This window comes from Ruegeria sp. BG10, assembly GCF_056538575.1.
The window spans coordinates 130,042-145,713 of record NZ_JBQFTI010000007.1 but is presented as its reverse complement, the minus strand read 5'-3'; the positions used below and the strand labels follow the sequence as shown (position 1 = coordinate 145,713).

Annotated in this window: 12 protein-coding genes; 6 read left to right on the top strand and 6 right to left on the bottom strand. The window is 62.6% G+C overall.

Going from position 1 to position 15,672, the window contains the following annotated elements; genetic code table 11:
- Nucleotides 1-2: 2 nt before the first annotated feature.
- The 4 genes from ACR0D8_RS20295 to ACR0D8_RS20280 all read right to left on the bottom strand — a co-directional run bounded on the left by ACR0D8_RS20295 (nt 3) and on the right by ACR0D8_RS20280 (nt 5,550).
- Nucleotides 3-1,328 carry an MATE family efflux transporter gene (locus tag ACR0D8_RS20295; RefSeq protein WP_480649278.1) on the bottom strand — a complete coding sequence of 442 codons (1,326 nt, stop codon included), beginning with the start codon at nt 1,326-1,328 and terminating at the stop codon, nt 3-5.
- A gap of 145 nt (nt 1,329-1,473) precedes the next feature.
- Nucleotides 1,474-2,889, bottom strand: a complete 1,416-nt coding sequence (locus ACR0D8_RS20290) for a polysaccharide biosynthesis/export family protein (RefSeq protein ID WP_480649276.1) — start codon at nt 2,887-2,889, stop codon at nt 1,474-1,476.
- A complete protein-coding gene (locus tag ACR0D8_RS20285) occupies nt 2,879-3,520 on the bottom strand; it encodes a YjbF family lipoprotein (protein ID WP_480649274.1) in 642 nt (213 codons plus the stop codon). The genes ACR0D8_RS20290 and ACR0D8_RS20285 overlap by 11 nt, the downstream gene beginning before the upstream one ends.
- A complete protein-coding gene (locus ACR0D8_RS20280) occupies nt 3,517-5,550 on the bottom strand; it encodes a YjbH domain-containing protein (RefSeq protein ID WP_480649353.1) in 2,034 nt (677 codons plus the stop codon). The genes ACR0D8_RS20285 and ACR0D8_RS20280 overlap by 4 nt, the downstream gene beginning before the upstream one ends.
- 390 nt (nt 5,551-5,940) lie before the next feature.
- Between ACR0D8_RS20280 and ACR0D8_RS20275 the strand changes: the two genes are divergently transcribed.
- Nucleotides 5,941-6,210 carry a hypothetical protein gene (locus ACR0D8_RS20275; protein ID WP_480649272.1) on the top strand — a complete coding sequence of 90 codons (270 nt, stop codon included), beginning with the start codon at nt 5,941-5,943 and terminating at the stop codon, nt 6,208-6,210.
- Nucleotides 6,211-6,286: 76 nt separating this feature from the next.
- Here ACR0D8_RS20275 and ACR0D8_RS20270 read toward each other — a convergent pair whose 3' ends face one another.
- Together ACR0D8_RS20270 and ACR0D8_RS20265 are read right to left on the bottom strand one after the other, a co-directional pair.
- Nucleotides 6,287-8,479, bottom strand: a complete 2,193-nt coding sequence (locus ACR0D8_RS20270; RefSeq protein ID WP_480649270.1) for a GumC family protein — start codon at nt 8,477-8,479, stop codon at nt 6,287-6,289.
- Between the two features lie 39 nt (nt 8,480-8,518).
- The gene (locus ACR0D8_RS20265) at nt 8,519-9,205 is read right to left on the bottom strand and encodes a sugar transferase (RefSeq protein WP_480649268.1); all 687 of its coding nucleotides are present in this window, start codon (nt 9,203-9,205) and stop codon (nt 8,519-8,521) included.
- A 356-nt stretch (nt 9,206-9,561) separates the two neighbouring features.
- On the opposite strand from ACR0D8_RS20265, the gene ACR0D8_RS20260 reads away from it, so the two are divergent.
- Genes ACR0D8_RS20260 through ACR0D8_RS20240 form a run of 5 tightly spaced genes read left to right on the top strand, consistent with a single transcriptional unit; the run spans nt 9,562 to nt 15,414 of the window.
- On the top strand, nt 9,562-10,551 hold the full coding sequence (locus ACR0D8_RS20260) for a BMP family protein (RefSeq protein ID WP_480649266.1): 990 nt from the start codon (nt 9,562-9,564) through the stop codon (nt 10,549-10,551).
- Between the two features lie 39 nt (nt 10,552-10,590).
- Complete coding sequence (locus ACR0D8_RS20255) at nt 10,591-12,108, top strand: ABC transporter ATP-binding protein (RefSeq protein ID WP_480649264.1); 1,518 nt, start codon at nt 10,591-10,593, stop codon at nt 12,106-12,108.
- Nucleotides 12,108-13,178 carry an ABC transporter permease gene (locus ACR0D8_RS20250; RefSeq protein WP_480649352.1) on the top strand — a complete coding sequence of 357 codons (1,071 nt, stop codon included), beginning with the start codon at nt 12,108-12,110 and terminating at the stop codon, nt 13,176-13,178. The genes ACR0D8_RS20255 and ACR0D8_RS20250 overlap by 1 nt, the downstream gene beginning before the upstream one ends.
- Nucleotides 13,178-14,119, top strand: a complete 942-nt coding sequence (locus ACR0D8_RS20245) for an ABC transporter permease (RefSeq protein ID WP_480649350.1) — start codon at nt 13,178-13,180, stop codon at nt 14,117-14,119. The genes ACR0D8_RS20250 and ACR0D8_RS20245 overlap by 1 nt, the downstream gene beginning before the upstream one ends.
- An 8-nt stretch (nt 14,120-14,127) precedes the next feature.
- Nucleotides 14,128-15,414, top strand: a complete 1,287-nt coding sequence (locus ACR0D8_RS20240; RefSeq protein ID WP_480649262.1) for an amidohydrolase family protein — start codon at nt 14,128-14,130, stop codon at nt 15,412-15,414.
- The last annotated feature ends 258 nt before the right edge of the window (nt 15,415-15,672 follow it).

Here is a 15,672-nt window from a genome sequence, read left to right as displayed (position 1 = left end):
GTTCAGGATCGCAACTTGATGAAATTCAGGCGCTTGCGCAGGATTGCGGCGATGTCGCCCTCGTCATGGAACAAGGCCCGGACATCGTGGCGGGTGATGCCGAAAACGCCCGATTTGGCACCCAGCCGCGACCGAATAAGGGCCCAAAGCACCCCGTTCATGACCCAGGACATCAGCGCGAATACCAGCGCGGCAAACAGGGGTGAGCGGGTGAAGACCAGACAGATCAGCAGTGCGCCTGTGGCCAGCATGGTGACCAGGCTGCGCGCGCGTTCCTGACCCTGCATGTTCATGATCAGCGCGGTCGGACCCAGGATGGTCCAGCTGAGCTGACCCGCCAGCAGGGCGCAAAGGATGGGGAAAGCGTGCAGGTATTCGGGCCCGAAACCCCACAGCAGCACCCAGCCGCCCGCCAGCAGCAGCGCGCAGCCGATACCGCCGCTGATCAGCATCAGGACGCTGGCGCGGGTGATGGCGGCCTGAATCTCGGCCGTGTTGCGCGCCTGTGCGATCATCGGCGCGATGGCCGTGCGCGCCGCATCGGTCAGAAAGACGCCAAGCTGCGATACGCGTTCGGCCGCGATGAAAAGTGCCGCCGCCTCAAGCCCCGTGGTCAACCCGATGACGATGCCGCAGGCCCGGTGAAATACGATCAGCGCAGCTTCACCCGGCCAGACGGAAAAGGCCGTGTTGGCATGGTGTTTCAGCCCGGCGCCACCGTCGGTTCCAAGTTCGAGGCGGGTGATGCAGGCCTGTTCCCAGACCAGCGAGACCAGTAATCCGGCCAGATAAAACAGCAAAACCGCCATCGGCGTGACCTGCGTCACCAAAAGCGCGCCTGTGGTCAGGATCAGCGGCACGCTTGTCCGCAGCACGGACTGGCCCAACAGCGCCTGTGACAGCTTGCCGCCTGCACGCAGCATGTCGCGATGCACCGCCATCAGGGCGGTGGCGGCAATCGCCAGCCCGGCCACGATGGCGATATCCGTGTCGCTTGTCACCGGCGTGTCGACCCGAAAAATCGCGGCCACCACGAACCCGCCCAGAACCACCAGCCCGCCGGCAAATACCACCAGCCGGGCTTCGCTCAGCAATTTGCGCATCGCCGCTCCCTGCCCGGCCTTCGCATATTGGGACCCATAACGCAGAACCGCGACGTCATATCCCAGCGCCGCGATGACGCCGCCGGTGATGATCACGTTCACGGTGAAAAACACCAGCCCGAAATCCTCGACCGTCAGAACCCGCGCGCAAAGCATCGTGAAGCCCAGCCACAGAACCGTGCCGCAAATGCGCAACATCACCGCTGTGAGCGCAGCTTTGACCATCAGGCGCTCCGGCCGAAAAGGACGTGGTTTGGGATATGCAGGCGTGGTGCGCTCAAAAGAAACTTCCCAAGGGACTTGGCAGAATTAGGGGCATGTTGGGCCGTGCGACTGTCCGGCGCACGACCCGCCCGAAGGGCACGGGGTGTCAGTTCACCGCCGCGACGATGGGTGTGGTGATCAGCGACGGAGTGATCTGGCTGATCGTGCGGCCCCAGCGCGTGACCGGGTTTTCGGCAATGAAAATGATGTCGTTGCTGCGCAGTTCGAACTGCGCCGCCAGCGTCAGATGCGCCGCGTTGCGGGTATCCAGGTGCCAGGCCGTGACCGCACCAAACTCACGGGCATCCTGCGAGGCGCGCAGAACATAGACCTCTGAGGCGTCGCCGGTTTCCTTGGCGATGCCGCCACCGGTGTCAAACAGCGCATCCGCCAGCGAGGCGCGGCGGCCAAAGGGCAGCGCATAGCGGCCCTGGGTGCGGACCTCGCCGCTGAGGTAAACGAAATCCCGGTCGACTGCATCCAGTTCCACCGCCTGAACAAAGGTGTCACGGCGTTCATTCAGGTCATCGCGGCGCAGGTCGACGGCGGTCGACAGTTCCTGCAGGGCGGTCTGACGGCCCTGCAGAACGGTTTCGCGCAACTGGATCTGTTGCGCGAAAAAGCGTTCGGCGCGATCCAGATCGTAATCGGTATCGACAAAGACCGAGTCATCGGCGGCCAGATTCAGGTTTTGCAGATCGGACCGCGCGTAAAGGTCTTCGAGCGGGATCTGGTACATCTGCCCGTCGCGGTAAATCCGCACCGAGCTGTTGTCGATATCGCGGACCGAAACCGACCCGGCGGCCGACAGGGCCTCGCCCAGTGTCAGTTGGGTCAGGGTGATCGGCTGAACGCCGGGTTGACCAACGGCGCCGCCGACTGAGACGCGGCGGGAGTTGAACTCGGCGATCTCAAGGCTGAAGGTCGGGTCGATCTGGTTTTCCACCAGCCGCTGGAACAGCAGGGCCTCGGCCTCGTCCACCGTCAGCCCCGCCAGCCGGACCCGGCCCACATCGGGGATGTTGATCGATCCGTCATCCTGCACAGTATACCCGTTGCGGCTGTTCTGGGCCGCCAGCAGGCCGGACAATTCTCCAGCCGTGCCCTGGGTGGACGGGGTAGACAGCACCACGACATCGCCGATGCCGATGGTATAGGGCCCGGGGTCCACGTTTGGCGGCGGGTCCAGTTGCAGCCCCGCGCGCGATCCGTCCTGCGTCGACGGCGCGTCGGGCAGGGGGCCAAGGCCGCGCTGGCTGGTGCCGGATCCCGACCCGGCCGAAAGCTGAAAGACCGATGGCAGGGTTTTCGGCGCGTAAGTCGAGCGATTGGCCACAAGAACGGTTTCCGGCGTCACCGGCACGACACGTACCTTGCCGCTGTCCGACACGCCCGCGGTCACCGACGGGCTGCGATAAATGGTCGAGCATCCGGTGATCAATCCGCCCAGGATCATCACGCTGAGCAAGAGTGGAATTTGGCGCACGAGGGATCCTCCGCTGGTCACAATCTCAAGTTTCATCCGGCACAACCTTCATGGTCATGTTGCCCAGGAAATCGCCGGTCCATTGCGAGGACTGGACGATCCGGCCGGTGCTGTTCTGCACCCAGTAAATGTTGGTAAAGCTTTCGGCCAGCCCATAGCAGCGTTCCTGCCGTTTTTCCGTCGCGACAGGATTGCCGCGCAACAAAACAGTCTCGGTTCCGACGGTCGTGATCCGGCATCTGTAGGCATGCAGTTCGATCTCGTCATTGCCGTTGAGGAAAGTGTGGAACCGTTCGGCCTGACCGTCGCCGCCGGACAGAATCAGGCGCGTGCTCTGGCTGACATCCGATCCGGCCATGCCACCGCCGAACCCCTTGGTCGAGGTCAACATCCCCTGGTCCAGCGTAATGGTGGCACCGTCCGCCGTCAGCCAGGTCTGAACGCCGTTGCGTTCCACCTCGAGCAGCATCACGCCGCCCAGACCGCGCGACGGAAAGCCGACCTCAAGCCGGGGCGGGATCGGGCGGCGCGCGGCAAGTGTTTCGGCGCGCGGGTGGAACCGGGGGGTGTTGGGTTGCAGCGCGCCTTTCAGCAGATCGAAATCCTGCCGCGCTTCACCACAGGACACCAGCATCAGGGCGAGAATGGCAGATCGCAGGGTCTTCATCGCCAGAACCTCCCCCAGCCGCGGGACAGGTGCTGCGCGCGGGCCTCGCGCGTCACTTCATACAGGCGATTGCGCACGTTCAGGCGCGCGCCGCCGTCGCGCAGAACCGGGCGGATCGTCTGCCGCACCTTGTTGCGGGACGGCCGCCCGGTCAGCCAGGAGACGGGAATTTCCAGTCGGATGCCCTTGTCGAACGATCCCTCGCCGAAATCCTCAAAGCTGACATCGGTCAGGGTAAAGAAGGCACCAACCGTGAAGCCGTTGTTGAATTCACGATCCAGCGAAAACGTCGCCCCATAATCGCCCGCCAGATAGCGGCCCGCATCCACCTGTGCGTGGTAATCGCCGGGCAGGTCGTAATAGGCCGAGACATGGCCGGTGGCGACGGAATAGTCCTGAAAGCCGAACAAGACGTCAAAATCGCGCTGGGCGACGTAATTGACCTCGACCCCAAGCGCGAGACGGCTGTCCGTCGGATACCAGAGCAGCTCGGTCGAGAGCCCGCCGAACATGGTTTCCAGATAGCCCAGCGTGGTGCGGGCATACAGGTTTTCCGCCGGCCGCCACATGTATTCGGCGGTCAGATGCTCGATACGCAGGTTGGATTCCCGCGCATAGATCGCCCAGTCGGACCGCACATGCGGCAGCGGCGAATCCGACGCCCGGGTGCTGTCGTCCAGCGTGCTGAGGATCGGCTGGCGCAGCCCCGTCGACAGGGTCAGCCCGGGCGACAGGGTATAGTCCAGCCCAAGTGCGGCCCCGATTTCGTACCGCAGCGGGTCGTCGGGATCGAAGAACGAAAAATTCAGATAAGGCCCGAACCGGTACGAGAAATGCGGGTAGGCATCGCTGAGATACCCGCCCTGAAGCACCGGGATCGTGTCGGAAATCCGCGCCCGGGCAAAACTGCGCCAGGCGTTGTCGGGATCATGCTCCAGCTCGTACAGGTCGTTCCGGTTGACCCGAACCGCGCTGAGCGGCACGCCGTTGGACATCAGCGCGATGTCGAAATGTTCGGACTGCGGTGGCTGCTCGTTGGCCAGCACCCGCGCCGTGCGCCCAAGCGCCTGAGCGGCCTGGCCAAAGGTGTTGTTCTCGACCCCGACCCGAACCGTGTCTTCGTCACGGGACAGATAGACCAGCCGCAGCCCCTCCTGTTTCAGCGCCTTTTGCAACCGGTCGCGGGGATCGGCAGTTTGGCCCGGCGCGTGCGCGGCGACCCGCTCCGGCGGCAACAAAGGCGGCGGCGCTGCTCCCTGTCCCCCCGGAGCGACCGTTTTGCGCGGATCAATGAAAAAACTGTAGGTCATTCCCAGCGTGGTGCCATACAGGAAAGAGGTCGTCAGTTGCGACCCGTTCCGGAACCGGTACTGGACCCCGACATTGATCGGCGACCGGACATCGAAGCCGATATTCTCACGCTCGGCGGTGTACAGGTCCGGCGAATATTCGGCCAGAAAGGTCAGCCGGTCACTATACTGCCAGCTTGCACCGCCAAACAGCGCCGCGTCGCCCTGGAACCAGTTGCTGAAATCAAGCTGCCCGGTTTCGGAAATGTCGCCTGCGTTCTCGTCCTCGCGGACGTCGAACCGGCTGCTGATCAGGCCCAGCGGATTGGAAAACGCCCCCCTCCCGGCCAGACGCCCCCAGCCGATACCGCCGGTCAGCTTGAACCGGTCGCGAAACGTTTTTGTCGCGACGATATATTCGGCGGCATACAGCCCGGTGCCGCCGAAATCGCGCAACCCAAGCACCACGGCCGGCGCGTTCCGGCTTTCTTCGCGCAGCCGAAAGTGAATGTCGAAACTGCGGTCATACCGGTCGCCGACATCGCCGTCGAAATCCTTGATATACGCATAGCGGAAACTGCCATGCACCCAGGGCAGCATCTGGAAGGTCATCGTCGCGCGCCCGGTGTCCCGCAGGCCCGCGGCGGTGAAGGCCAGGGTTCCGTCATCAAACATTTCCGCGCTCGGAAGCTCCAGCAGGCCGGGGGTGCCATATGTCGAAACGGACTGCGCGGAGGCCATGCCGGAAACCATGGCGCACAGCGCCGCCAGCAGGCTGAATCGCCCTTTTGATACCGCTCGAATCTTCACTTTTGTCGTCGCTTTTTTCTTGGCGCCTGCTTAGCCGCTTTTCCGAACGGGGTCTTCCTTTACGTCAACGCCCGACGGTTTCATTCATCTTTTTGGCGAATCCGCATGATTACGTGGCCCGTTAGCGCAGTTTTCGGGCGCTTTAAAGAAGGCACATTGCGTCAGATGTCTGACAAACCGCGCCGTGGTCGGGTGATTCACCAACAAGTCGCTGAAAAACATCACTTTCCCAAGGTAACCTTTTATTTTGCCCAAACTGGCATTTTCTGCCCTGACCGGGTGTGCTAGCGTCCGGCCAAGACTTGTTTCAGGAGACATACGATGATCAGAAACGCTGTTCTGGTTTTTGCCCTCTCAACCACAGGCGTTTATGCGCAGGACGTGCCCGCCGATGCGGCAGCGGGCCAGAACGTGCCCGGAACCGCCGCGCCGGCAGGTGACGCGGCCGTGGCCGCTGCGCAGCAGGGCGTTACCGGTTTCGTACCGCTGGTTGCGCCGGCTCTTGGCGCTGTGGCGGCAGCGGTCGGGCTGGCGGCGGCCGGTGGCGGCGGCTCGACCACCAACACGACCAGTACCGTAAGCACCAACTGATCAGAACCGGGATCAATGCAAAACAGCGCGTCCTTGCGGCGCGCTGTTTTCATGTGGCGTTCCGGGGTTCGCGACCTCAGTTGCTGTAGTATTTCGTCGCGTAGCTGCCGTAGGAATAACCATAGTGTCTGGCGCTTCGGACGTTGATCTGGCCCAGCACAATTCCGGTCAGACGCTGGTTGTCGATGTGGAACAGGCGCAGCGCTTCAGTAACGTCCTGTTCGGTCGTATCGTTCCATTTCACCGTCAGCAGAACCGCATCCGCGTTGCGGGCGATCAGGCGCGCGTCCGACACCAGCAGCGTCGGCGGCGTGTCAATCAGAATGACGTCGTAAATCTTGCGCATGTCGTCCAGGAACTGCTTGAACCGTTCCGAAGCCAGCAGGTCGGCGGCGTTGGCCGAGGTTTCTTCGCCCGCCAGAATGTCACAGCCCAAAAGCGGATCCTGGAAAATCGCCGCTTGCGGTGTCGCATCGCCGGACAAGACCGAGACGATTCCCGTATTCGGAACGTCGTTCAACTGCGCCGTCATCGTCCTCCGCCGGATATCACCTTCGACCAGCAGGACCTTTTTGCCGATACCGACAAAGTTCTGCGCCAGCGCCAGCGAGTTCGTCGTCTTGCCCTCACCTGGCAGTGAGGATGTCATCACCACGACCTGGGGCGGATGGTCCACATTGGACAGCATCAGCGAGGTGCGCAGGTTGCGCACCGCCTCGGCCGCGGCCGAAGACGGTTTCAAGGCGAGGTATTCCAGAACTTTGCGCCGCCCGCGCGCGGGGAACATCGGGACCTGACCCAGAACGCTGTATCCGGTCTTGCGCTCCAGCTCCTGCGCGGACCGGTAGCCTTTGCGCCGGGCTTCCAGCAGGAACACCACGGCCATGCCCAGCACAAGACCCAGCAGGGCGGATGCGACCATGATCAGCGACTTCCGGGGTTCCGACGGGTCCGTCGGGATCACCGCGCGGGAAATCTGCCGGCTGTCGGCTTTCTGAATCCCCTCCTGGGCCGAGGTTTCCTTGAGGCGGGTCAGGAAATATTCATACAGCAACCGGATGGCTTCCGCCTCGCGGGTCAACTGTTGCAATGTAATGAGGTCGGCGTTCTGCCGCGCGATCTGCAGTCCCAGATCTTCAGCAGATCGGGTCAGCGCCTGAACCTGCTGCGTGGCGCGGCGCGCTTCCAGGGCGGTGCGCGCCAGCAACCGCTGAAACGCGGTTTCGAAAGCCTGCCGGTTGGATTCGGATCCGGCGATCTGCGCATAGAGGCGCTGAATCTGCGGGTCCTCACTGGCCTCGGCCTGCGCCGCGGCGCCATCGGCCGCCTGCAGGCGCTCGTAACGGGACTGCGCTGCATCCTGCGTTGCGCTGGCGGTGGCGCTGCGCTCTCGCAGATCCTTCAGCTGAACCTCCTGCAGCTGCAGCGCCTCGGGCGAGATCAGCGCTGTCGAGGCGTTGAATTCGCTCAGCTTGCTCTCGCCGGTTTCAAGCTCCTGCTGCAACTCGGCCACACGATCCGAAAGCCAGATGGTGGCCTGTTCGGTCGCGGCGAATTTGACCTCAATCTGGTCGAGAATATACAGATCGACGATGGTATCCGCGATCAGTGCCGATTTGCGCGCGGTTTCGGTTTCGGCGGTGACCCGGAATACAAAGCTCTGCGGAACACTCCGGACCGAGACTTTTTCCAGCAGCGCGGTGATCACCCCGTCGCGGGTGATCTGGTCATGGATGTCATCGGGCAGGGCTTTGGCATCCGGCGACAGGCCCAGCAGGGATTTCAACCCGGTCCTGGCCGAGCCGAGCAGCGACGGCGCAGCCAGCTTGGTGTTAAACTCCGGGTCCGACACCAGATCCAGCTTGTCCACCACCTTGCCCATCAGCCCGCGGGACCTGAGCACCTCCAGCTCTGAATTGATCTCAGCCGTATCGCCGGCCAGCCCGCCGACCACGCTTTGCAGATCGACCACGCTTTCCTGATTGGTCTCCAGCATGACCACAGCGCTTGAACGGAACTGCGGGGTTGCGGCAACAAAGGCGTAATAGCCGCCCAGCAACAGGGTCAGGGCCGTGGTCAGTGCCACGATCCACTTGCCGCGCCACAGCGTTCCCATCAGGGCGCTCAGGTCAAGGACGGCCTCTTCGGACGTGTCCATCATTGATGGCCGGCCCGGCGCAAGCTGCGCCTGCTGTATGGGGGATTGCTTCATTTTCAGCCCGGATTCCTGATTGCAAAACGCACGCAGAACGCGTGCGCAGCCGCTCATTACATGGCTCTGAACCAATAATAAAGGCCCTCAGGCGTATTAACGGCCTGTGCGCAGGAACACGGCGGATGCCGTCTGAGTTATGATCTTGATGTCCCAAAGAAAGCTGCGCCGGGTCAGGTAGGTGACATCCATCTCAACCCGCTCGCCATAGCTGATATCGTTGCGGCCCGACACCTGCCACAGCCCGGTAATGCCGGGTTTCTGGGCCAGATAGGCCGAGGCCGAACTGCCGTATTTCACCAGTTCGATGGCCACCACGGGGCGCGGTCCGACAAAGCTCATCTCGCCTTTCAGCACGTTCCAGATTTGTGGAAGCTCGTCCAGGCTGGTCTTCCTCAGCAGGTGCCCAAGCCGGTTGATCCGGGGATCATCGGTCAGTTTGTGGTCGCGTTCCCATTCGGCCGCGGCTGCGGAATCAGCGTCCAGATGCGCCTGAAGCCGTGCCTCTGCGTCAACGACCATGCTGCGAATTTTCCAGCATTTGAAGGGTTTACCATTCTGACCGATGCGGGTATGACCGAAAAAACCCGGCCCGCCATCAAGGCGGACAAGACAACACAGGACAAGAATGACCGGCGTTACGGCAGGCAACAGCAGCAAAGCGAACAGAACATCGAAAACACGTTTGCCCGGACCGGCGTAAAGTCCGGACGGCGCGCTGTGCGGTGCAGGGTGCCCTTGTGCCGTGCTGTGAGAATGTGTTGACGAAACAAAATCCAGCATAGCCCGAACTTCCGATACCCAAGTGCAATTGTTATTACAGCGTTAAGCTGATTGTTTTTTCGGGTGTTAAACTTAAGCGAATAAAAATTTAAGATCGAAAATCAATTTTCCACAATTTATTTTCTCCGCCGCCGAATTTCTGTGCAAATGCTGTGAAGCGATCGCGAAATGCGAAACTAACCCTAAGTCATTTTGCAACTTAAAGTAGAATCATGTTTCTTTTTGAGACGTGAGCCGGGCCCGCAAGTTTCGACCTGATACTCGGTCACCGTCGTGGCGGATCAACAGGCAACGCCATCGAAAAAATTGACTGAACAGTAAAAAGATGCTCGCATCCCGGAAAACAGGAGAGAGTGATGGCCAAACACAATATGACCCGCAGAGTTCTGCTGGCCGCGGTTGCGGCGGCGTCGACCCTGTATTCCGTCAGCGTAGCGGCGGCAGAGACCGTCAAGGTCGCGGCGATTTACACGCTTCCGGTCGAACAGCAATGGATCAGCCGCATCCATAAGGCGCTGAATGCCGCGGCCGAGCGCGGGGACATCGAATATGTCTTTTCAGAGAATGTCGCCAACACCGATTACGAACGGGTGATGCGCGAATATGCCGAGCAGGGCTCGCAACTGATTGTGGGCGAGGTTTTCGGCCTGGAGCGCGCGGCGCGCAAGGTGGCCAAGGATTACCCGGATACCGCCTTTCTGATGGGGTCGTCCTTTGGTCCGGTCGGACCCAATTTCTCGGTCTTCGACAACTGGATTCACGAACCCTCTTACCTGACCGGCATGGTGGCCGGCGCGGCGACGGAATCGAACGTGATCGGTATGGTCGGCGGCTATGCCATCCCCGAGGTCAACCGGCTGATGAACGCCTTCATGGACGGCGCGCGTGAGGTGAACCCCGACGTCACGTTCCTCGTGACCTTCATCGACAGCTGGTATGACCCGCCCAAAGCCAAGGAAAGCGCCATTGCGATGATGGATGCGGGCGCGGACATCATGTATGCGGAACGCTTTGGTGTGTCAGATGCGGCCGTGGAACGTGGCGTGAAGGCCGTGGGCAACGTGATCGACACCTCGGGCGATTATCCGGGCACGATCATGGCCTCGGCGCTCTGGCATATGGAGCCGACCATCGACAAGGCCATCGCCAATGTCGCCAACGGGTCGTTCGAGGCCGCGGATTACGGCCAGTACAGCTTTATGGGTTATGGCGGCGGTTCGATGGTTCTGGACGAGGCACTGGTTCCGGCGGATGTGGTCGAGGCGGTCAATGCCCGGCAGGGCGAGATTCTGGACGGGTTGTTCCGCGTCAATGTGAACGATGACCGCCCGGTTTCCGACAATTGATCGCAGGCGGGCCGGTCTGGGCACCGGCCCGTGTTTCCGATGACAGATTCCACGGTTCTCAAGCTCAACGGGCTGAGCAAGCGGTTCGGCCCGGTTGTCGCCAATGACGATGTCAGCCTGACCCTGAACCGGGGCGAGGTGCTGGCGCTGCTGGGCGAAAACGGCGCGGGCAAGACCACGCTGATGAACATGCTGTTCGGGCATTACCTGCCCGATGCGGGTTCGATCGAGGTGGCGGATGCGGCGGGAGTCCTGCGGCCTTTGCCGCTGGGCCATCCGCAACTGGCGCTGGCGGCCGGCGTGGGTATGGTGCATCAGCATTTCACGCTGGCCGAGAACATCTCGGCCCTGGACAATATCATGCTCGGGTCCGAGCCGCTGTTCGCGCTGCGCCGCAACCGACGTGCAGCGCGGCGCAGGATCGAGGCGATCATCGCCCAAAGCGGGCTGACCGCGCCGCTGGAAATTCCGGTCGGGCGTTTGTCGGTTGGGGAAAGGCAGCGGGTCGAGATTCTGAAGGCGCTGTACCGGCAGGCGCGGATTCTGGTGCTGGACGAACCCACCGCAGTGCTGACCCCGCAAGAGGCCGACGCGCTGTTCGAGAACATCCGCATGATGACGGATGAGGGGCTGTCGGTGATCTTCATCAGCCACAAGCTGCGCGAAGTTCTGGCCTTTTCCGACCGGATCGCGGTGCTCCGCCACGGGCGCAAGGTGGGTGAGATGGCGACCTCTGAAGCGGATGAGACATCCATCGCGCGGATGATGGTCGGGGCCGAGACACCCGAACTGGTGGGATCACATATGGCACCCGGCGCGCCGGTTCTGACGCTGTCGGGCGTGACCGTGCCGGGCCGGTCCCAGCGCGATACGCTCCGGGGTATAGACCTGACCGTACATGCGCATGAAATTCTGGGCATCGCCGGGGTCTCGGGCAACGGACAAAACGGGCTGGCAAGCGTGATCTCGGGCCTTGTGAAGCCGGAACAGGGCCTGGTCCGCGTTGACGGGGCCGACATCGACGCCCCCAGCCCCTCGGCGATGGTGCGTGCGGGCGTCGGTCGCATCCCCGAAGACCGCCACCATGAGGGCATCGTCGGCGCGATGAGCGTGGCCGAGAACATGATTATCGAACGGCTGGATGATCCCGACGTGCAATCCCGCGGCCTGTTGCGGCGCGAAGCCATTCAGGCAAATGCCGAACGTCTGGCTGCGGCCTATGATGTGCGCGGGCCGGGTGTCGAGGCCCCGGCACGGCTGCTGTCGGGGGGAAATATCCAGAAACTCATCCTGGCGCGCGTTTTTGAGCGTGCGCCGCGTCTGATCCTAGCTAACCAGCCCACGCGCGGTCTGGATATGGGGGCTGCGGCCGAGGTCGGGCAACGCCTGCTGGAGGCCCGTGCACGCGGGGCGGGTGTGGTGCTGATCTCGGAAGATCTGGACGAGATTCTGGGCCTTGCCGACCGGATCATGGTGATCCGGGACGGTGAATTGCACGAGGCCCCCGGCCGGGATCGCGAACGGATCGGGCTGATGATGGCAGGAGAGCCGGCATGATCCGCATCGAACCCCGCGAAAGCCAGCCGCGCGCCGTAACGCTGGGTGTCCCCGTCCTGTCCGCCGCCATCGCGCTGGGATTTGCGGCCATTCCCCTGCTGGCCGCCGGGGCCGACCCCGTGGCCGCCTATGCCGAGATGTTTCGCGGCGTGTTTGGCTCTGTTTTTGCCTTTTCCGAGGTGCTGACCCGCGCCACGCCACTGATCTTTACCGGGCTGGCCGCGGCCCTGGCCTTTCGGGCCAGGCTTTGGAACATCGGAGCCGAAGGGCAGCTGTATCTGGGGGCGATGGCCGCTGTGGCCATCGGGTCCGGGGTGCTGGACGTATCGGGCGTCCTGCTATTGCCGCTGATCGTCCTGCTGGGCGCGGCGGCGGGGGCGGCGGGGATGGTCGCCCCCACCTATCTGAAAACCCGGTTCGGTGCGGATGAGGTGGTGACCACACTGCTGCTGAACTTCATCATCCTGATCTTTGTGCAGATGATGCTGGAGGGGCCATTGCAGGACCCGATGGGTCTGGGCTGGCCGCAATCGGCCCCGGTGCTGGATCAGGGCATGCTGCCACCGCTGATAGACCGGATGCGGGTGCATTCGGGACTGATTGTGGCTCTGATACTGGCGGGAATGGCGCAATTCATGCTGGCACGGTCGGTCTGGGGTTTCCGTCTGCGCGCGGTCGGAGAGAATGCTGCCGCCGCACGCCATGCCGGGATCAACGTGAAGCGCTCGCTATTCGGCGTCGCCATCCTGTCGGGTGGTCTGGCCGGTTTGGCGGGTGTCAGCGAGGTGGCGGGGCTTAAGGGCTACCTGACCGCCGACCTCTCGCCCGGTTTCGGCTATACCGGCATCGTGGTCGCCATGCTGGCGGGTCTTTCCCCGCTGGGCGTGGTGATCGCGGCACTCTTCATCGCTTCGGTCTTTGTGGGGGCCGACAGCATGAGCCGCGCCATGGGCGTGTCGTCCTTTCTGGCCGACCTGGTGGTGTCGGTCTCGCTGCTCTGCGTGCTGGTTGGCGGGTTCTTTGCCAGATACCGGGTCGTGCGGGTTGGCACGGCAGGAGCGGCCCCATGATGGATATCCTCACCATCCTGCTGTCCGAAAGCTTCTGGGCCGCATCGCTGCGCATTGCGACGCCGCTGATCTTCGGCGTGCTGGGCGCGCTGATCTGCGAGCGCGCCGGGGTGCTGAACCTCGGGATCGAAGGGATCTTCGTCGTTGGCGCTATGTGCGGCTGGATGGCCGTCTGGCTGGGTGCCGGGCTGTGGGGCGGCGTGATGGTCGCGGCGCTGGCCGGGGCTTTGTTTGGCCTGCTGCACGCAATCCTGACGGTGCCTCTGGGCCTGTCACAGCATGTCTCGGGGCTGGGGATCACGTTGTTTGCTACCTCGGTCAGCTATTACACCTATCGCACGGCGCTGCCGAACGTGTCGTCGCCGCCCCGGATCGAACCGTTTCAGCCGCTGGATCTGCCGGTTCTGTCCGATTTACCCTTTTTAGGCTCTGTTTTGTTTCAGCAGACGGCGCTGACCTGGCTGGCACTGCTGATGGTTGCGGTTGTCTGGTACGTGATGAATCGCACCGCGCTGGGCGTGGCGATACAGGCGGTGGGCGACAATCCGGACAGCGTCGACGCGCAGGGCCTGTCGGTCTACGGATTGCGGATCGGAGCGATTGTCGCGGGCTCGGCCCTGATGGCGCTGGGCGGGGCATTCCTGACCATGAGCGCCTTTGACGCTTTCTTCTTCGGTATGGTCAACGGGCGCGGCTGGGTCTGCATAGCGCTGGTGATCTTTGCCAGCTGGCGCCCCGGCAAGGCGCTGTTGGGTGCGCTTCTGTTCAGCGCCTTCGACGCGTTGCAGGTCCGGTTGCAGACCGAGATCGGCGCGCTGGTGCCCGGGCAGGTGTTTCTGATGGCGCCCTACATCCTGTCGATCATCGCGCTTGTGGTTGCGGCGCGGTCAGCGGATTATCCGCGTGCATTGCTTACCCCCTGGTTCAAGGGCCAACGATAGGAGCCGCCATGTTCGATCTGATCGTCAAGAATGCCACCCTGACCGATGGCCGAACCGGGGTGGATATCGCCTGTGCGGATGGAAGGATCGCCGCGATCGAACCCGGGATCACCGCCGAAGCGGGCGAGATGATCGACGCCGGTGGGCAGCTGGTCTCACCACCTTTTGTCGACCCGCATTTCCATATGGATGCGACCCTGTCGCTGGGCACGCCGCGGTTGAACGTCTCGGGCACGTTGCTGGAAGGGATTGCGCTTTGGGGTGAGTTGAAGCCGATCCAGTCGGTTGAGGATATCGTTGCCCGCGCCCTGCGCTATTGCGAACTGGCCGTGGCCAAGGGCATTGGCGCAATCCGCAGTCATGTGGACACGTGCGATGACGAACTCAAAGGTGTGCAGGCCCTGTTGCAGGTGCGCGAACAGGTGAAGGGTTACCTTGACCTGCAACTGGTGGCTTTCCCGCAGGACGGTGTCCTGCGCGACCCGACCGCGATGCAGAACACGATCCGGGCGCTGGATATGGGCGTCGATGTGGTGGGCGGCATCCCGCATTTCGAACGTACCATGGCGGACGGGGCCGAATCTGTCCGACTGTTGTGTGAAATCGCGGCCGAGCGCGGTTTGATGGTCGATATGCATTGCGACGAAAGCGACGACCCGCAGAGCCGCCATATCGAAACGCTGGCCTTTGAAACTCAACGTTTGGGTCTGAATGGCCGGGTGACAGGCTCGCATCTGACCTCGATGCATTCGATGGACAACTATTATGTCTCGAAACTGATCCCGCTGATGGTCGAGGCCGGGGTCCACGCCATCCCGAACCCGCTGATCAACATCATGTTGCAGGGCCGGCACGACACCTATCCCAAACGCCGGGGCCAGACCCGCGTACGCGAGCTGCGCGATGCCGGCGTCATCGTGGGCTTTGGTTCGGACTGCATGATGGACCCGTGGTATTCGCTGGGTAAGGCCGACATGCTGGACGTGGCCTTCATGGGCCTGCATGTGGGTCAGCTATCCAGCCGCGCGGACATGGCGTGGTGTTTCGATGCGGTCACCGAGAACTCGGCCCGGATCATGGGGCTGCAGGGCTACGGCGTCGCCAAGGGCTGCGCCGCGAATTTCGTCCTGTTGCAGGCCACCGACCCGATCGAGGCGATCAGGCTGCGCGCCCACCGTCTGGCCGTGATCCGCAACGGCAAGGTCGTGTCGCGGTCAAACCCGGTGATTCATGAGATGAGCCTGCCCACCGGGCAAGCACCGCTGGATGAGGCGCTCGTGCCTTTCACCCGCTGACGGCTGACGGATCTGATGCGGGTTGTTCCCCGGGCGCCCGCTAGATCACGGTTCAATCCGGTCAGACCGGGCTGAAACCACCGCGATATCCGTGCGGATTGCGGTGAAGGCCGCCGAAATTGTGGCGGTTTGGCCGGACTTTCCCTCGGGTCGTCGCGGTTAATCACAATCAATTGTTGCAACTGCCAGAATGATCTGGATGATCAGGGTCACCATGGCCGCGGAAAGCGGCCCGTCGTTTGCTGAAACGGCGCGAAC